Origin of the sequence: Methylopila turkensis (assembly GCF_027922325.1) — a bacterium.
GTDB lineage: Bacteria > Pseudomonadota > Alphaproteobacteria > Rhizobiales > Methylopilaceae > Methylopila > Methylopila turkensis.
Genome location: NZ_BSFL01000001.1, coordinates 482,175 through 499,116, shown reverse-complemented (window position 1 = coordinate 499,116; position 16,942 = coordinate 482,175). Strand labels below are relative to the sequence as shown.

Below are 16,942 nucleotides of genomic sequence, written 5' to 3'. Positions count from 1 at the left end.
CGGAGCCGGCCGGCACCGCAGGGCGCGGGTTAGGGGGCGGGCGTGGCGCCGGCGCTCGCTGCCCGATCAGGAGCGGGGCGCGCGCCGGGCGATGAGGCGGGCGACGCGCGCCTCGAGGCTTTCCGCTCCCCGCCGCGCCTCGACGGTCGCGACCAGTTCGGAAAGCCGCTTCGGCTCGGCGTCGATCGCGATCGCGATCAGCGCGCCGAGGTCATGCATCACCATGCCGGCGATGCGGGCGAGGATCGCCGCGCTCGGGATCATGGTGGCGAACCACAGCGCCGGCACCGCGCTCAGGCCTCCCGGCGGCAGCGTCACGTGCAGGGCGTGGACCGCCATCGTCATGCCGGTCGACAGCGCGTAGAGCCCCGACAGCACGGCGACATAGGTGAGGGCCTTGTCGACGCCGATCACCGTCTCGCCCTTGTTCAGCGCGCCCCAGGCGAAGCCGCCCGCGGCAAGCGCGCCGATAAGCCCCCAGGACAGCGCCGCGACGAGCGCGTAGAGCGAGGCCACGTCGGCGCGCCCGGCGGCCTTCAGGGCCGCGATGCGCGCGCCGGTCGCCTCGGGCATCAGCCACGACATCTGCGGCGTATAGGTCGAGGCCGCCTGCAGAAGGTTTCCGCCGAGCGCCAGCACCAGAACGCCCGCGATGACGGCGTAGGCGCCGACGATCATGGCTGTGCTGACGCGGAAGGAGAGGCGACCCGACATGGCCTGAATCCTAAAGCCGCGCCGGACCGGCGGCGATGGTCATATTTTATTAAAGTTAAGGATAGTTAACGCAATCAAGCGAAATCGCGCGCAGGCCGAAAAGCCAAGCAGCGCGAGGGCTTGAGGCGGATTTCAGGTGATCGCTCGACGAGCGCGGATCAGCGGCGCGACCAGCGCTCCAGAGCGTCGTCGTCGGCGGCCTTCGCCGCGACCCAGGCGCCGCCGTCGGCGGTCTCCTCACGCTTCCAGAACGGCGCGGAGGTCTTGAGGTAGTCCATCACGAACTCGGCCGCCGCGAAGGCCGCGGCGCGGTGCGGCGAGAGCGTCGCCACCAGCACGATCGGCTCGCCCGGACGGATGCGGCCGTGGCGGTGGACGATCAGCGCGTCGAGCAGCGGCCAGCGCGCGCGGGCCTCCGCTTCGATGCGGGAAAGCTCCTCCTTGGCCATCTCAGGGTAGCACTCGAGCGTCAGCGCTTCGAGCGGCGCGCCGGAGTCGGCGTTGGGACGGCAGAGCCCGGTGAAGGTCACCACGGCGCCCGCATCGACGTGTCCCGCGCCGAGGTCCGCGGTCTCGCGCCCGGCGTCGAACAGCTCGGTCTGCACGCGCACGGCCATGGCGGCGCTCAGCCGCCGGTCATGGGCGGGAAGAAGGCGATCTCGCGCGCTCCGGCGATCTTGGCGTCCGGCTTGGCGTGGCGGCGGTCGATGGCGGCGCGGATCGCGTCCGACTCGAAGGCGTGCTCGTATTCCGGCCCGCGCGAGCGCAGCCAGGCGATCAGCTCGCCGATCGTGGAGACGCCGGCGGGGGCCTCGGCCGTCTCCTCGGCGCGCCCGACGCGTTCGCGCACCCAGGCGAAGTAGAGCAGCTTCATTCCACCGGCTCCTCCAGAACGTGGCGCAGGCCAGCCCTGAAATAGTCATAGCCGGTGTAAAGCGTAAGGATCGCCGAGAACCACAGCAGACCGAGGCCGACGGCGGTGACGCCGGGCAGCACCTTGTCGCCGGCGGGCCCGGCCAGCAGGAAGCCGACGGCGATCAGTTGCGCCGTGGTCTTGTACTTCGCGAGCCGCGTCACCGGCACGCTGACGCGCAGCTCCGCCAGGAACTCGCGCAGGCCGGAGACCAGCACCTCGCGGCACAGGATGACGACCGCAGCCCAGAGCGACCAGTCCTCGATCGTGCCGATGGCGCAGAGCATCAGCAGGCAGGCGGAGACCAGCAGCTTGTCGGCGATCGGGTCCAGCATGCGGCCGAGCGGCGACTGCTGCGCCCAGGCGCGGGCGAGATAGCCGTCGAGGAAGTCGGTGATGGCGGCCACCATGAACAGCCCGACGGCGCACCAGCGGTAGATGTCGGCTTCGGCGTAAAGGCAGCCGACGACCACCGGCACCGCGGCGATGCGGGCGTAGGTGAGCAGGTTCGGGAGGCTCGTGACATGCAGCCGGGAGGCGTTCCGCCTCTGGCGGACCGCTGCTGAGCTGACCGGGTCGAGCTGGCTTTCGGGACTCATGGAGCGCGCCGCCGGAGAATGCGAGGTCTAACCGGCGCGACACGACCACGGGAGGCCGACGGCCGTCAACGCGTCATTCCAAATCGCGCGGGCGATCCGGGCGCTGGCCGGCGGCTCAGCGCTCGCCCTTTTCGTGGAAGAAATCGTAGATCGCCTTCGCCATCGAGCGGCTGACGCCGGGGGCTTTCTCCAGGTCGGCGAGGCCGGCGCGGGCGACCGCCTTGGCGGTGCCGAAGTGGCGCAGCAGCGCGCGCTTGCGGGTGGGGCCGACGCCCGGCACCTCGTCGAGCGGATTGGCCACGAACTCCTTCGAGCGCCGGGCGCGATGGGTGCCGATCGCGAAGCGGTGAGCCTCGTCGCGCAGGCGCTGGACGTAATAGAGCACCGGGTCCCGCGGCGGCATGCGGAACGGCTGCTTGCCCTCGAGGAAGAAGGTCTCGCGGCCCGCCTCGCGGTCGACGCCCTTGGCGATGCCGACCAGCGGCACGTCGGTGAGCCCGAGCTCCGTCAGGGTCTCGCGGGCGGCGGCGAGCTGGCCCTGGCCGCCGTCGATCAGCACGAGGTCCGGCCAGGGCGGGGCGTCCTCGGCCGTCCGGCCCTCGGCGTCGCGGGGCGATTCCTTCTGCAGCCGCGCGAAACGGCGGCGCAGCACCTGCCGCATCATACCGGTGTCGTCGCCGGGGGTGAGGTCCTCGGGCCGGATGTTGAACTTGCGGTAGTGGTTCTTCTGGAAGCCTTCGGGACCCGCGACGATCATGCCGCCGACCGCCGCGGTCCCCATGATGTGGCTGTTGTCGTAGACCTCGATGCGCTGCGGCGGCGCGGAAAGGCCGAACGCCTGCTGGACGCCGGCGAGCAGCTTTCCCTGCGTCGCGGTTTCGGCCAGCCTACGGCCGAGCGCCTCCTTCGCGTTCGACAGCGCGCGGTCGACCAGCTCCTTCTTCTCGCCGCGTGCGGGAACCGCCACCTCGACCCTGCGGCCGGAGCGGATCGTGAGCGCCTCGCCGAGCAGAGCCCGGTCCTCGATCTCCTCGCTCAGCAGCACCAGCCGCGGCGGCTCCTCGGCGTCGTAGAACTGCGACAGGAACGAGCCCAGCACCTCGCCGGTCTCGAGCGATCGGTCGGCCTTCGGGAAGTACGCGTGCGCGCCCCAATTCTGGTAGGCGCGGAAGAAGAACGCTTCGACGCAGGTCTGGCCGCCCTCGGCGTGAATCGCGAAGACGTCGGCCTCCTCGACCGTGCGCGGGTTGACGCCCTGGTTGGCCTGGATCGCGGCGAGCGCCGCGAGCCGGTCGCGATAGACCGCGGCGCGTTCGAAATCGAGCGCCTCCGACGCATCGTCCATGGCGCGGGCGAGATCGGTCTTCACCCGGTCGCTCTTGCCCGAGAGGAAATCGCGGGCTTCCTCCACCAGCACGGCGTAGTCGTCGAGCGCGATCTCGCCGGTGCAGGGGCCGGAGCAGCGCTTGATCTGATGCAGCAGGCAGGGACGGGTGCGGCGCTCGTAGTAGCTGTCGGCGCAGGAGCGCAGCAGGAAGGCGCGCTCCAGCGCGTCGATGGTGCGGCCGACCGCGCCGGCGGAGGCGAAGGGGCCGTAATAGTCTCCCTTCCGCGTGCGCGCCCCGCGGTGCTTGGCGATCTGCGGCGCGGGATGGTCGGTTGCGATCAGGATGTAGGGGAACGACTTGTCATCCCGCATCAGAACGTTGAAGCGCGGGCGCAGGCGCTTGATGAGGTTCGCCTCGAGCAGGAGCGCCTCGGTCTCCGTCTCGGTCGAGACGAACTCCATCGCCGCGGTCTCGGCGATCATGCGGGCGATGCGGATGTTGTGCCCGACGCCGCGGGCGTAGTTCGCCACCCGCTTCTTCAGGGACCGCGCCTTGCCGACGTAGAGCACCTCGCCGCGGGCGTCGAACATGCGGTAGACGCCGGGGCCGTTCGGCAGGCGCTTCACCTGCTCGCGGATCACCTCCACGCCCCGGCGCAGGCTTTCGGGGGCGGCGTCGAGTTCGGCCTCGATCGTCGCGCGCTCCTCGACGCCTGCGTCCGCGAGGCCGTCGTCCTCGCGCGGGGGGATGTCCGTGTCGGTCATGAGACCGGCAACTTAAGCGCCGCGGACCGATTCCGCGAGGGCGGGTCCGCCGTCGTCCGCTGGGCCGACCAGATGCTGGCCGCCGTCGACCGGGATCATGACGCCGGTCACGTTTTCGGCGCCCAGCAGGTAGACCACGGCCTCGGCGATCTCGAACGGGGAGGGGCCGCGCGCAAGCGGGGTCGACGTCTGCTGGCGGGCGAAGGCCTCGGCGTCCTGCCAGCCGTTCGGCAGGGTCGGGCCGGGGCCGACGGCGACCACCCGGATGCGCGGCGCGAGCGCCTTCGCCAGCGTCTCCGTCGCCGTCAGCAGCGCGCATTTTGCGAGCGTGTAGGACAGGAAGTCGGCCGTCGGCCGCAGCGCGCGCTGGTCGATGATGTTGACGACGCAGCCCTGCGCCCCCGGCGGCAGCTGGGCCGCGAACGCCTCGATCAGGAAGACGGGCGCGCGCAGGTTCACCGCCATCTGGCGGTTCCAGAGGTCGGCGTCGAGCGCGCCGATCCCGTCATGCTCGAAGATCGACGCGTTGTTCACCAGCGTCGTGAGCGGGCCGAGCGCGGCGGCGGCGCGGTCGACCAGCGCGGCGGGGCCGTCGGGCGACGCGAGGTCGCCTGCGACGGCGCGCGCCGCGCCGCCCGACCTGCGGATGTTTTCCGCCACCTCCTCAGCCTCGGCCGCCGAGCGGAGATGGTGAACCGCGACCGGCTGGCCAAGGCGCGCCAGCGCCCGCGCGATCTCGGCGCCGATTCTGCGGCCGCCTCCGGTCACAAGCGCGGCACCCAGTCGCCGAACGTCAGCCGGCATATGGCCTCACCCAAGTTGTTCGAGCGATGATTTTCATGGTACGACAGCCAAGAGTTGCCCAACTGCAACGCAGCCGCCGACCTTATTTCGGTCAGTGGCCCGCCACATTCACGTACGCAAACGGCCCCAAAGCCCGATCATATCGATAGCGGGCGCCATTCGGGAAAAGCGGATGGAACCAAATCGCGACGGGCGCGTTTGAGCGCTATCGACGCGGGGGTCCTTCAGCGCCATGGGCGGTGAGACGCGTAGGAGTCGAACGACATGAAGCGAGCGACGCTCTTCGGGGGGGCTGCCGCGCTTGCCCTCTGGGGCGGCGCAGCTTTCGCCGCCGACATTCCCGCCTACGAGGCGGCGCCCGCAGTCGCGGCGCCCGTTCCCTCCTTCACATGGTCCGGTCCCTATCTTGGCCTGCAGGCCGGTTACGGCTGGTTCGACGCTGACAATCGCGTGAACGGCTTCAAGCCGGACTCATCGCCGGACGGCTTCACCGTCGGCGCCTACGCCGGCTACAACCACCAGCTCGAGAATTCCCCGCTGGTGCTGGGCGTCGAGGCCGACATCAACTACACCGACGGCGACGCCCGGCGCGGCACGCGCGGCTTCACCGGCGCCTCGGACACCAGGATCGGCAACGACGTGGGCTTCACCGGCGCCGTGCGCGCCCGGGTCGGCTACGCGTTCGACCGCTTCTTGGTCTATGGCGCGGGCGGTCTCGCCTTCGCCGACCATGAGGTGAAGGCGCGGGCGACGGCGCCAGGCGGCGCGAGCGGCTCGGACGACACCGTCGCGGTCGGTTGGACGATCGGCGGCGGCGTCGAGGCGGCGCTCAGCGACAACGTCACGGCGCGGGTCGAGTACCGCTATTCGGATTTCGGGACGGACAGCTTCAGCGTCGCAGGCAGTCGGGTTAAATCCGATTTGACTGAAAATCGCGTGATGCTCGGCGTCGGATACAAATTCTCCAGCGGCTGGTGATTGAGTTCGCCGATGGTGGGTAACCTCTTGGAAGGTATTTACCGTTCTAAGGGGTGTAAACGCGGAAATGTTTTCGGACTGGACTGCGTGGCGTTGGCGCCGAATGACTCAGTTGCGTTGCATTGTTGCTACACAGTTTGAGTTGGGCCTGCGTTATATAGAGGGCAGATGCTCCGAACGATCCGGAGCGAACACAGTAAGTTGAGGTTACCATCATGATCCGTCGTATCCTTCTCGGCGCCGCCTCCGCGGCAGCTTTCGCCGCCATGGTTCCCGCCGCGATGGCGGCTGATCTTCCGGCTTACGAAGAGCCGGCTGTCGCGATCGCGCCGGTGCCGTCCTTCACCTGGACCGGCCCGTACATCGGCGTTCAGGCCGGCTACGGCTGGGGTTCGGCCGCCCGCACTGACAAGGACGGCTTCACGGTCGGCGGCTACGCCGGCTACAACTACCAGTTCGACAACTCGCCGGTCGTGATCGGCATCGAGACCGACTTCAACTACAGCGACGCCGACGGCAGCCGCCGCCGCGCCCGCACCGCCAGCGACTGGAACGGCGCCACCCGCGCCCGCGTCGGTTACGCATTCGACCGCTTCCTGGTCTACGGTGCGGCCGGCGTGGCCTATGCGGATCGTGAGCTCCGCGTCCGTGGCCTCGGCCGCGACACCAAGACCGCGGTCGGCTGGACTGTCGGCGGCGGCCTCGAGTACGCCGCAGCCGAGAACGTCTCGGTCCGCGCCGAGTACCGCTACAACGACTACGGCAAGGACCGGTTCAGCATCGGCAACGGCATCCGTTCCGAGTACACCGAGCACCGCGTCATGGGCGGCGTCGCCTACAAGTTCAACTCGCCGTTCTGATCCCGGACGGCGGGCCTCGCGCCCGCCGAACAGGTCTGGAGATGAGCCCCGCGGCCTCGCCGCGGGGCTTTTTTCGTGCGATCGCCGAACCGCCCTGAACGGCGGAAGCCTTGTCCGATCAACGCTCTACAAATAAAAGCCGCGACGTTTCGTCCGTTCGCTTCATGTCCCGATAACCTTCACGACTCGCTAAGGATTGGCGGCTAGTTTCGACCCAACGCCCTCCCGCTTTCCGGCGAGGAAGCGGCGTCCGCACCACCATGTGTTCCCTGTCGCGTTTCGGCCGGATCCCCTCGCCCGGTCGTATGTCGAGTATCGAGGCTGCCCCCATGATCCGTTCTATCGTCATCGCCGCGTCCGTCGCCGCGCTGGGCGCCGCGCCCGCGCTCGCCGCCGACCTTCCCTACGAAACCCCGGCCGGCGAATACGCCGCCCCGGCGTCCGGGTTCACCTGGTCCGGCGCCTATGTCGGCGCCCAGGCCGGCTACGGCTGGGCCAAGGCCAACAACCGTCAGGGCCGCGACACCAAGCCGAGCGGCGCGATCGTCGGCGGCTACGCCGGCTACAATCATCAGTTCGACGCCTCGCCGGTCGTCGTCGGCGTCGAGACCGACGTCAACTACAACGACGGTTCCGATCGCAAGGTGACCGCCGCCACGCGCATCCGCAACGAGCAGCAGTGGTCGGGCGCGACCCGCGCCAAGGTCGGCTACGCCTATGACCGCTACCTCGCCTATGGCGCGGCCGGCGTGGCCTACAGCGGCCAGAAGGTCTCGGGCCGGGTCGGCGCGGATCGCGGCAGCGACGACAAGACCGCCGTCGGCTACACCGTCGGCGCCGGCGTCGAGGGCGCCGTGACCGACAACGTCACCGCCCGCCTCGAGTATCGCTACACCGACTACGGCACGGACAAGTACCGGATCGGCGGCTCGCGCGAGAAGACCGACGTCACCGAGAACCGCGTGATGGGCGGCGTCGCCTACAAGTTCGGCTCGGCCTGGTGATTCCATGTCGGCGCCTTCGGGCCCGACCTCGAGCCTTCTCGAAACCCCGCGGCGCGAGCCGCGGGGTTTTTCGTTGCGGCCGAATCCGGCATTAAGGGTTTGTTTACTGCGCGGTATTTTTCTGATCGCGGCTACGTTCCGTTAACCGGATCGCGGCGTGTCCGGCGTTAGTTTCACAGTCCCGCAGGCCGTAAGGTCCGCGCCCGTTTCGCGCTCCCCGGATCGACGCCACGTATGCATCGTCTCCTCGGCACGCTTCTGCTCTTCCTCGGCGCGGCACTTGCTTCGCCGGCGCGAGCGGCTGACGTCGCCGGAACGGACGACGCCTTCGCGTGGACCGGTTTTCGCGTCGGCGTGATCGGCGGCTACGGCCGCATCGGCGAGGCCGGCCCATTGCTCGGCGCGTCGATCGGCTACGACTGGCGCTTCGACGATGTCGTCGTGGGCGTGGAGGGCGACCTCTCCGGCGGCGGCGTAGACGGCCGCCGCGAGGGCGGTCGGTACGGCATCGACCTGTTCGGCACAATCCGCGCCCGCGTGGGCTACGCCTTCGACCGCTTCGTCGTCTATGGCGCGGCCGGCGCGGCCTTCGTCTCCGCCGATTACGCCCGGGACGGCGCGCGCGACCGCGACGTCCACACCGGCTGGACCATCGGCGCCGGCGTGGAGACCCACCTGTTCGACGCGCTGACCGCCCGGGCCGAGTTCATCTATGTGGATCTCGACCGCCGCTCGTTCGACATCGGTCAGGCGGTCGGGATCGGCCCTGACGGCGGCCAGATCAGGCTCGGTCTGAACTACCGGTTCTGAACGACCGCCGTCGTCGGGTCAGCGCTTGGCGTTGCGCGCGTCCTTGAGCTCGTCGATCAGCGTCGACGCCTCGGCCTTGGTGAGGTCAGGCTTGTAGGCCGCCGCGCCCGTCTCCTCCGACAACGTTTTGAGATACGAGGCCTGCGCCCCGGTCATGGGCTCGTCGCCGGACACCCAGTCGGCGGGGTCCTTCTCGGCGTTGCTCGCGGGATCGGGAGCGGTCTTCGGATTGGCGTCCACCGCGTGGACGGGCTCGCCGGGCGTCGGCGCGTCCGGATCGGCGGCGCGGCGTTGGTCGGTGCGGTCCTGCGGCGTGCTGTGCTCGGTCATGGCGTTCCCGTTCCGTTTCTGTCTGCGAGGGAAACGCCTGGGCTGCGCGCTGGTTCCGCCCATGAAAAAGCCCCCGGCGCGGGGCGCGCGCCGGGGGCGGGGCGAAAAACGAAGCGGCCTAATTACGGACAAGCCACCTGGCGTCCGTCGTAGGCCGTGTACGTGCCAGTGTTCGGATTGTACGAGCGGAACCGACGCGCGCAATAGCTGTCTCCACGCGCGTAGGCGCGGTTATTTGCCGCCGACCCGGCGATGATCGCGCCGGCCGCAAGGCCGAGCGCGCCGGCCGCCAGATAGCCGCCACGGTCGCGTCGACCGCCGTAATAGCGCCGGCCGCCATAGTATCGGCGTCCACCGTAATACCGTCGGCCGCCATAGTACCTGCGGCCGCCATAATAGCGCCCGCCGCGATAGCTGCGGCCGCCGCGGTAGCTTCGGCCGCCCCGCCAACCGCGACGGTCGCGGACGTTCTCGACGTCGCCGGCCGCGAGCGCGGCCAGCGCCTGGCCTCGGACCTGATCGAGCGAGACCGGCGGCGGCGCGCTTTTGGTCGTTCCGGCCTGAGCCGAAGCGGTTTCCGATCCGGTGAGCACGCCCGTGATGCCGATCACGGCCGCTATGGCCAAGGTGAGCGTCTTTCTCATGCTAGTGTCCTTGCTGTCGCGCGCGACAAGGCGCGTCTGTGCGTTGCTTTCGCCCATCTCCCCACGCACAACGCTCGCAGAGGGCGGTCGTTGCCGCATCGAGGTCACGGGACGCTCAACTCACTGTGACGCGTCCGTGATCGCCGCTGTTCCGCCGGTCGTAGTGTTCGCCTCAGGAGACCCGCCCATGCGTCTTGTCCTCGCCGCCCTCTGCCTCGTCGCGACCGTTGTGGCCGGCGTCGCCGCGGTGCGGTTCGAAGCCTGGACGGTGACTTGCGGGGAGGGGGCGGCGCCCGAATGCAACGTGGCGTCGGCGACGCTGCCGGCGGCCGGGGCGAAGCATGTGAGTCTGATCGTGACGCGCGCCGGCGCGAAGGAGGCGCAGCCGCGTTTGCGGCTCGTGCTCGAAGGGCCGGCCACGCCGCTGCCGCGTCCGCGGCTGGCGCTCGCGGTCGATGGCGGCACACCCGTCCGGCTCGTCCCGGGCGCCGATCTCGCCGTCACGCCCGGCGCGGACGCCGCGAATGTGGAGATCCGGCTGTCCGAGGGCGCGACCCGGCGGCTGCTTCCCTTCATGCGGCGCGGACGGGTGCTGTCGGTCGAGGTCACCGGCGAGGCCGACGACAAGATCGCGGCCGAGGTTCCGCTGCCGGGGCTTCAGGGCGCCTTCGCCGAGGTCGACCGCGCCCAGGCGCGCGCCGACAAGCCGGAGGCGCTGAGCGCTCTGATCGGGGGCTCCACGCCCGCGGCGCTGTCCGGCCAGGTGCGCGACGTCACCCGCGAGGCCACCCCGGCGCGGCTGCGCACGATCATGGTGGAGCGTGACTGCCCGGTGTGGGACCGCACGGAGAACGACCCGTCTTTCCTCGCCGACGAGAGCTTCGCCGCCGATCTCGGCTCCGGGCGTACGCTGTGGGCGATCGTCTGCGCCTCGGGCGCCTACAATGTCGAGTTCGTGCTGTTTCTCGAGGACCCGTCGCAGGCGGCGGACCGGTTCGAGCCGCTGCTGTTCGCCTCCTTCGTCGAGTCGCTCGGCTGGACCGGCGTCGACAGCCTGTCGAACGTCGCCTACGACCCGGCGAAGAAGCAGCTCACCGCCTTCGAGAAGGGCCGGGCCGCGGGCGATTGCGGCACGGTCGGCGCCTGGGAGTGGGGCGGCGCCGCGTTCCGCATGGTCGAATACCGCGCCAAGGAGGAGTGCGACGGCGTCGGCGAGCCCGGACGGTTCCCGATCGTGTTCCGCGGCGAGCGCTGACGCCGGGCGTCAGCCGCCGGCGCGCGACTCCAGCGTGGCGTAGCCCTCCTGGCCTTCGCCTTCCTCGAAGGCGGCGTCGACCGCGACGAAATCGTCGGGGTAGAAGCCGTTGAAGCGGGTGCGCAGCGCGAGGCTGTAGGCGCCGATATGCCCGATCTCGATCCAGTCGCCGGTGTCGACGTCGTCGGGCAGCCAGAACGGCCGCGACAGGATGTCGACCGAGTCGCAGGTCGCGCCGCAGACCCGGAACGGCGCCAGCTTCGGGGCTGCGGCGCGGCGCGACCTTCGGCGGGCCGGGTCGGGGATCAGCCGCGCGGGCAGGGTGATCTTGCCGGTCCAACTGTCGGACAGCGAGCTCCATATGCCGTCGTTGATGTAGAGCCGCTGGCCCTTCTTCAGCAGCACCCGCACCACCACCGTCAGGCAGCGCGCCACGATCACCCGGCCGGGTTCGGCGATCAGCGGCAGGTCGCCGAGCCCCCAGGCGTCGACCTCGTCCTGCACCCGCGCGATCAGCGCGCCGACCGCGGGGGCAGGGGTCGCCGGGCGCTTGCGGTCGTGGCCGTAGCGGGCCGGGAAGCCGCCGCCGACGTCGAGCGCCGCGATCGGGACGCCGGCGCGGCCCTTCACCCAGGCCGCGGTCGCGATCGCGCGCTCGTAGGATTCCAGGTCCTCGACCTGGCTGCCCACATGGAAGGTCAGCCCGACGCGGAAGCCGATCCGGTCGATCCGCCGGACGAGCTCGACCGCATGGGCGGGCGCCGCGCCGAACTTCTTCGACAGCTCGTAGGCGGCGTGGCCTTTGGTGGCGAGCCGCACGAACAGGGTGAAGTCCTCGGGCGCGAGGTCGAGCGCGCGCACTACGCGCAGGATCTTGGCGACCTCGTCCTCGTGGTCGATCGCGATCGCGCGCACGCCATAGCCTTCGAGCGCCAGCCGGATGTCCGACTGCGCCTTGACCGGGTGCATGTAATAGAGCGCGGCCTCCGGCGCGGCCGCGCGCGCCGCTGCGAACTCGGCCGGGCTCGCCACGTCGAAAGCGGACACGCCCGCCTCGGCCAGCGCCTCCAGCACGAAGGGCTCGCCGTTGGTCTTCACCGCATAGGCCGTGCTTCCGCGGAAGGCGTCGAGGAAGGCGCGGGCGTCTTCGACGAGGGCGCGGCGGTCGAAGGCGTAGACCGGACGGTCGGGCCGGAGCGCGAGGGCCGCGTCCCGTGCGGAAGGAAAGCGCTGCATCCGGGGCGGGTTCTCCTATCGGCGGGCTCGCCGCGGCCGAAGGTGGCGCGGCGTCGCGACGGTCGTGCGACGGCGGTCCGCCGCGGAGGGCGTCCGCGTAACCATATGGCGCTCAAGCACTTGATTTGACGCCCCCGCCGCTCGATGGTCCTGCTGTCGTCGCCTCCCGGAGATCGTGCGCATGCGCGCGCTGCAGTTCGTTTGTGCTTTCGTGGCCGTGGTCGCGGCCGGCTCCGCCGCCTCGGCGGCCGACTATGCGCGCTACGAGTCGCGCCAGACGGTGTTCCGCGGCTACACCGGCGCGCTGCCGGCCTGCGGCGACGAGCGCGTGCTCGGCCATATCGCGGGGCGCTTCGCGTCGCGCGAGCGGGGCTACTGGGGCTCGTCGCTCGAACTCGCCGGGTTCAGCCGGACGCGCGAGCTCGGCTATCGCAGCTGGGGCGCCGAGTTCATCCCGCGCCGCTTCTGCGCCGCGCGCGTCGTCACCACCGACGGCCGCAAGCGGTCCGTCTATTACGAGATCGGCGAGGGCTTCGCCTTCGCGGGCGCGGGCTGGGACGTGAACTGGTGCGTCACCGGCCTCGATCGCAATCTGGCCTACGCCCCGGGCTGCAAGATGGCCCGCCCGTGAGGTCTGGCCTTCGCGCCGTCTTGGCGTGGACGCTGCTGCTCGCCGCCTTCGCGCCATCGCCGTCGCGCGCCCAGGGCCAGCCCGGCGACTTCGATTTCTACGTGCTGTCGCTGTCCTGGTCGCCGACCTATTGCGCCTCCGCCGGCCGGCGCGCGGAGGGGATGCAGTGCGCGGGTCCGCGCCCGTTCGGCTTCGTGGCGCACGGGCTGTGGCCGCAATACGAGCGCGGCTTCCCGTCGGACTGCCGCGCCGGCGGCTTCCCGAGCCGGGCCGTGGTGGACTCCATGCTCGCCGTCATGCCGAGCCCCGGCCTCGTGCGGCACCAGTGGCGCAAGCACGGGACCTGCTCCGGGCTCGGGCCGGAGGCGTTCTTCGCGCTCACCCGCCGCGCCTATGAGCGCGTGGTCGTGCCGGAGATCTATCGCGGGCTCGACCGGCCGCTTGTCACGTCGCCGGCCGATGTCGAGCGCGCCTTCATCGCCGCCAATCCCGGCCTTGCGCCCAGCATGATCGCGGTCGACTGCAACCGCCGAAACCTGCGCGAGGTCCGTGTCTGCATGAAGCGCGACCTGTCGTTCCGCCCCTGCGCCGAAGTCGACCGCCGCGCCTGCCGTGCGAGCGAGCTTGTGCTGCCGCCCATGAGAGAGACCCGAGAATGACCGAGCCTGACGTCGAACCCGCCATGCGTCTGCACCGGCTCGGCGGGCCGACCGCGCCGTTCGAGGACAGCGCGCCGCCGCCGGAGCTCGTGGTGGAGGGCGAGCCGCGTTTCCGCACCACGGTGCATTACGAAGCGCCGGACGGCCGGCTGTTCGCGGGCGTCTGGGCGGCGACGCCGGGCGCGTGGCGCGTGGCCTATGACGAATGGGAGTGGTGCCGGCTGCGCAGCGGCCGCTGCGTGCTGACGCCGGACGGCGGCGAGGCGCAGGAGTACGGCCCCGGCGCCGCGATCGTGATCGAGCCCGGCTTCACCGGCGTCTGGGCCGTCGTGGAGCCCTGCGAGAAGGACTTCGTCGTGATGCTGCCCCCCGCCGGCGACGGCGAGGCGTGAACTACCGGCACGCGTTCCACGCCGGTAATTTCGCCGACGTGCTGAAGCACGTCGTGCTGGCGCGGATCGTCGACTATCTCAACGCCAAGCCCGCGCCCTGGAGCTATCTCGACACCCACGCCGGCGTCGGGGTCTACGACCTCGCCGGCGACGAGGCGGAGCGGACCGGCGAGTGGCGCAACGGCGTCGGCCGCCTCGTCGGCCGACGCCTCGGGGCGGCGGCCGAGACGCTGCTCGCGCCCTGGCGCGCCGTGCTCGCGGAGTTCCAGGCGCCGGATGGCGCGCTCGCGCGCTATCCCGGCTCGCCGGAGATCGTCCGCCGGCTGGCGCGGAAGGACGACCGGCTGCGGCTCTGCGAGCTGCACCCGAAGGATCGGCAGTCGCTCGCCGCCGCGCTCGGCCGCGACGAGCGGGCCAAGGTGGTCGAGATCGACGGCTGGACCGCGCTCGGCGCGTGGCTGCCGCCGCGGGAGCGTCGCGGGCTGGTGCTGGTCGACCCGCCCTTCGAGCAGCCGGGCGAGCTCGCCCGCATGGCCGAGCGCTTTCTCGCCGCCCATCGGGTCTGGCCGACCGGCGTCTACGCGCTGTGGTATCCGGTCAAGGATCCGGCCGCGCTCCGGGAGCTGACGGAGCCGCTGATCGCGGCCGGCGTCGGCAAGCTCCTGCGCGTCGAGCTCTTGGTGCGCGAGCCGTCCGATCCCCGGCTTCTGTCCGGCTCGGGCCTCGTGATCGCGAACCCGCCCTGGACGCTCGCCGACGAACTGCGCTCCGGACTGCCTGATCTCGCGGCGGCGCTCGCTCAAAGCGCGGGCGCGCGCGCCGCGGTGGAGACGCTCGCTCCGTAGAAATCCCATGAGACGCTTGGGCGCGGCGCGGCCGCGGAACGCGCCATCTTTTCGCCTTGCCAGCGACACGACCCAAAAGTTACCAAATCAGACACGATGCGCGCTCGCCGGAACAGCGGCCGGAGAGCGTGCGGGGGCGCCACGTGGGGTTGGCGTCGGGTGCAACGGAAATGGCAAGGGGGCGCCCACATGGCGCAAAGCGGGACGGTCAAATTCTTCAACGCGGAGAAAGGCTACGGCTTCATCAAGCCGGACGACGGCGGCAATGACATCTTCGTGCATGTGTCGGCCGTGACCCGGTCGGGCCTGTCGAACCTGGCCGAGGGCCAGCGCGTGTCGTTCGACGTCGAGCCGGACCGCAAGGGCAAGGGTCCGAAAGCGGTCAACCTCATTCCGGGCTGACCGCGTCCCCGCGCCCTGCATGCGGCGGGGCGCGGACGGCCGCCGACCGTGGCGGCGCTACGCCGCCGGCAGGTTGGCGGATGGCGAAGGCCACGCTAAGCAGCGGCGGTCGGCGCCGCGCGTCCGGCCGCCGACGCGGTCGCGGGCCGCGGCGCGCCATCGGGAGCCGCCATGCTGACACTCCGTTCCTCGCCGCCGTCGCCGTTCGGCCGCAAGGTCAAGATCGCCGCCGCCGTGCTCGGCCTGTCCGATCGCCTGATGATCGTGACGACCGACACCTCCGACCCGGCCGATCCGATCCGGCAGATCAACCCGCTCGGCAAGATTCCGACGCTCGAGTTCGACAGCGGCGCCACGCTGTTCGACAGCCGCGTCATCCTCGAATATCTCGACCATCTCGCGGGCGGCGGCAGGATCATTCCCGCCGATCCGTCGGAGCGGTTCGCGGCGCTGCGCCTGCAGGCGCTCGCCGACGGGCTGATGGACGCCGCGCTGCTGCAGATCTACGAGATGCGCCTGCGCGCCGAGGGCGAGCGCTCCCAGAAGTGGGTGGACAACCAGGCGGGCAAGGTCGCCCGCGCGCTGGCGGCGCTGGAGCAGGCGCCGCCGCCGGCCCGCGTCGACGTGGGCTCGATCGCGGTCGCCTGCGCGCTCGGCTATCTCGACCTGCGCTTCGAGGGCCGCTGGCGCGCCGACCATCCGCGGCTGGTGGAGTGGCTCGACGCCTTCCGCGCCCAGACGCCGTCCTACGACGCCACCCGCGCGCACTGAGCGACGCTTCGCGTCCGTCGCCGTCCGGGCCTCATGGCGCCGGACGGCGAAACTACCGCTACCTCCTCAGGCCGCCGCGACGGCGGCCTCGGCGGGCTGCACCACCGCCTGATAGTCGTTCATCAGCGCCTGCGTCAGGTCGCCGACGACGAAGCGGTGCTCGGCGATCTCGGAGACCGGGGTGACCTCGGCCGCCGTGCCGCAGATGAAGCACTGCTCGAAGTCCGCCAGCTCCTCCGGCAGGATCGCGCGCTCGACCACGTCGACGCCGCGCTTGCGCGCGAGGTCGATGACGGTGCGGCGGGTGATGCCGTCGAGGAAGCAGTCCGGCGTCGGCGTGTGCAGCTTGCCGTCCTTCACGAAGAAGATGTTGGCGCCGGTGCATTCCGCGACCTGGCCGCGCCAGTCGAGCATCAGCGCGTCGGCGTAGCCCCGCCGCTCCGCGGCGTGCTTCGACATGGTGCAGATCATGTAGAGGCCGGTGGCCTTCGCCTTGGACGGCGCGGTCTTCGGGTCCGGACGGCGCCACTGCGCCATGTCGAGCCGGATGCCCTTGAGTCGCTGCGCCGGGTCGAAATAGCTCGGCCACTGCCACACCGCGATCGCGAGATGGATGGTGTTGTTCTGGGCGGCGACGCCCATCATCTCGCTGCCGCGCCACGCGATCGGGCGGACATAGGCGTCGACGAAGCCCTGGCGCGCGAGCGTCTCCTCGCAGGCCCGGTCGATCTCCTCGACGGAGTAGGGGATCTCGAAGTCGAGCAGCCGCGCGCTTTCGATCAGCCGCTGGTTGTGCTCGCGCATCTTGAAGATGCGGCCGCCATAGGCGCGCTCGCCCTCGAACACGGCGCTCGCGTAATGCAGCGCGTGCGTCAGCACATGCACCTTGGCGTCGGCCCACGGCACGAAGGCGCCGTCGAACCAGATGACGCCTTCGCGTTGGTCGAAGGGTTGGGCGTCGGCCATGATGATGCTCCTCGAAGGTCGGCGGCGGGCCGGCGGA

The 16,942-nt window shown here is 70.7% G+C and carries 21 protein-coding genes; 11 read left to right on the top strand and 10 right to left on the bottom strand.

What is annotated here, in order from left to right:
- Nucleotides 1-66 precede the first annotated feature (66 nt).
- The 6 genes from PKE78_RS02320 to PKE78_RS02295 form a co-directional block, all read right to left on the bottom strand.
- Nucleotides 67-714, bottom strand: a complete 648-nt coding sequence (locus tag PKE78_RS02320; RefSeq protein WP_271199228.1) for a hypothetical protein — start codon at nt 712-714, stop codon at nt 67-69.
- A 158-nt stretch (nt 715-872) separates the two neighbouring features.
- Nucleotides 873-1,331 carry a molybdenum cofactor biosynthesis protein MoaE gene (locus tag PKE78_RS02315; RefSeq protein WP_271199227.1) on the bottom strand — a complete coding sequence of 153 codons (459 nt, stop codon included), beginning with the start codon at nt 1,329-1,331 and terminating at the stop codon, nt 873-875.
- Nucleotides 1,332-1,339: 8 nt separating this feature from the next.
- Nucleotides 1,340-1,588 (bottom strand): molybdopterin converting factor subunit 1, encoded by a 249-nt coding sequence (moaD, locus tag PKE78_RS02310; protein ID WP_271199226.1) that lies wholly within the window; start codon nt 1,586-1,588, stop codon nt 1,340-1,342.
- Complete coding sequence (gene pgsA, locus PKE78_RS02305; RefSeq protein WP_271199225.1) at nt 1,585-2,226, bottom strand: CDP-diacylglycerol--glycerol-3-phosphate 3-phosphatidyltransferase; 642 nt, start codon at nt 2,224-2,226, stop codon at nt 1,585-1,587. The genes moaD and pgsA overlap by 4 nt, the downstream gene beginning before the upstream one ends.
- A 115-nt stretch (nt 2,227-2,341) precedes the next feature.
- Nucleotides 2,342-4,318 carry an excinuclease ABC subunit UvrC gene (uvrC, locus tag PKE78_RS02300; protein ID WP_271199224.1) on the bottom strand — a complete coding sequence of 659 codons (1,977 nt, stop codon included), beginning with the start codon at nt 4,316-4,318 and terminating at the stop codon, nt 2,342-2,344.
- Between the two features lie 12 nt (nt 4,319-4,330).
- Nucleotides 4,331-5,122: an SDR family oxidoreductase gene (locus tag PKE78_RS02295; RefSeq protein ID WP_271199223.1), complete on the bottom strand. Its 792-nt coding sequence runs from the start codon at nt 5,120-5,122 to the stop codon at nt 4,331-4,333.
- 264 nt (nt 5,123-5,386) lie between these two features.
- Between PKE78_RS02295 and PKE78_RS02290 the strand changes: the two genes are divergently transcribed.
- The 4 genes from PKE78_RS02290 (at nt 5,387) to PKE78_RS02275 (ending at nt 8,774) form a co-directional block, all read left to right on the top strand.
- The gene (locus tag PKE78_RS02290) at nt 5,387-6,100 is read left to right on the top strand and encodes an outer membrane protein (RefSeq protein ID WP_271199222.1); all 714 of its coding nucleotides are present in this window, start codon (nt 5,387-5,389) and stop codon (nt 6,098-6,100) included.
- Between the two features lie 215 nt (nt 6,101-6,315).
- A complete protein-coding gene (locus tag PKE78_RS02285; RefSeq protein ID WP_271199221.1) occupies nt 6,316-6,960 on the top strand; it encodes an outer membrane protein in 645 nt (214 codons plus the stop codon).
- Between the two features lie 329 nt (nt 6,961-7,289).
- Nucleotides 7,290-7,964: an outer membrane protein gene (locus PKE78_RS02280; protein ID WP_271199220.1), complete on the top strand. Its 675-nt coding sequence runs from the start codon at nt 7,290-7,292 to the stop codon at nt 7,962-7,964.
- A gap of 234 nt (nt 7,965-8,198) precedes the next feature.
- A complete protein-coding gene (locus PKE78_RS02275) occupies nt 8,199-8,774 on the top strand; it encodes an outer membrane protein (RefSeq protein ID WP_271199219.1) in 576 nt (191 codons plus the stop codon).
- 18 nt (nt 8,775-8,792) lie between these two features.
- Here PKE78_RS02275 and PKE78_RS02270 read toward each other — a convergent pair whose 3' ends face one another.
- Nucleotides 8,793-9,104, bottom strand: coding sequence for a DUF3072 domain-containing protein (locus PKE78_RS02270; RefSeq protein WP_309299087.1), 312 nt, complete (start codon nt 9,102-9,104; stop codon nt 8,793-8,795).
- A 122-nt stretch (nt 9,105-9,226) separates the two neighbouring features.
- Nucleotides 9,227-9,847, bottom strand: coding sequence for a BA14K family protein (locus PKE78_RS02265; protein WP_271200050.1), 621 nt, complete (start codon nt 9,845-9,847; stop codon nt 9,227-9,229).
- An 88-nt stretch (nt 9,848-9,935) separates the two neighbouring features.
- Here PKE78_RS02265 and PKE78_RS02260 point away from each other — a divergent pair, with 88 nt between their 5' ends.
- Complete coding sequence (locus tag PKE78_RS02260) at nt 9,936-11,003, top strand: DUF1176 domain-containing protein (protein WP_271199218.1); 1,068 nt, start codon at nt 9,936-9,938, stop codon at nt 11,001-11,003.
- A gap of 9 nt (nt 11,004-11,012) precedes the next feature.
- Here the strand turns inward: PKE78_RS02260 and PKE78_RS02255 are convergent, their stop codons facing one another.
- On the bottom strand, nt 11,013-12,239 hold the full coding sequence (locus PKE78_RS02255) for a type III PLP-dependent enzyme domain-containing protein (RefSeq protein WP_271199217.1): 1,227 nt from the start codon (nt 12,237-12,239) through the stop codon (nt 11,013-11,015).
- Between the two features lie 181 nt (nt 12,240-12,420).
- Between PKE78_RS02255 and PKE78_RS02250 the strand changes: the two genes are divergently transcribed.
- The 6 genes from PKE78_RS02250 to PKE78_RS02225 all read left to right on the top strand — a co-directional run bounded on the left by PKE78_RS02250 (nt 12,421) and on the right by PKE78_RS02225 (nt 15,939).
- Entirely contained in the window at nt 12,421-12,870 is a 450-nt protein-coding gene (locus PKE78_RS02250) for a hypothetical protein (RefSeq protein ID WP_271199216.1), read from the top strand.
- Nucleotides 12,867-13,529, top strand: coding sequence for a ribonuclease T2 family protein (locus tag PKE78_RS02245; RefSeq protein ID WP_271199215.1), 663 nt, complete (start codon nt 12,867-12,869; stop codon nt 13,527-13,529). The genes PKE78_RS02250 and PKE78_RS02245 overlap by 4 nt, the downstream gene beginning before the upstream one ends.
- The gene (locus tag PKE78_RS02240; protein ID WP_271199214.1) at nt 13,526-13,921 is read left to right on the top strand and encodes a cupin domain-containing protein; all 396 of its coding nucleotides are present in this window, start codon (nt 13,526-13,528) and stop codon (nt 13,919-13,921) included. Before PKE78_RS02245 ends, PKE78_RS02240 begins: the two co-directional genes overlap by 4 nt.
- Nucleotides 13,918-14,766 carry a 23S rRNA (adenine(2030)-N(6))-methyltransferase RlmJ gene (locus PKE78_RS02235; protein ID WP_271199213.1) on the top strand — a complete coding sequence of 283 codons (849 nt, stop codon included), beginning with the start codon at nt 13,918-13,920 and terminating at the stop codon, nt 14,764-14,766. The genes PKE78_RS02240 and PKE78_RS02235 overlap by 4 nt, the downstream gene beginning before the upstream one ends.
- Nucleotides 14,767-14,955: 189 nt before the next feature.
- Nucleotides 14,956-15,168, top strand: coding sequence for a cold-shock protein (locus PKE78_RS02230; RefSeq protein WP_271199212.1), 213 nt, complete (start codon nt 14,956-14,958; stop codon nt 15,166-15,168).
- A 171-nt stretch (nt 15,169-15,339) separates the two neighbouring features.
- A complete protein-coding gene (locus PKE78_RS02225; protein ID WP_271199211.1) occupies nt 15,340-15,939 on the top strand; it encodes a glutathione S-transferase family protein in 600 nt (199 codons plus the stop codon).
- 66 nt (nt 15,940-16,005) lie between these two features.
- Here the strand turns inward: PKE78_RS02225 and PKE78_RS02220 are convergent, their stop codons facing one another.
- Complete coding sequence (locus tag PKE78_RS02220; protein WP_271199210.1) at nt 16,006-16,905, bottom strand: branched-chain amino acid aminotransferase; 900 nt, start codon at nt 16,903-16,905, stop codon at nt 16,006-16,008.
- Between the last annotated feature and the right edge of the window lie 37 nt (nt 16,906-16,942).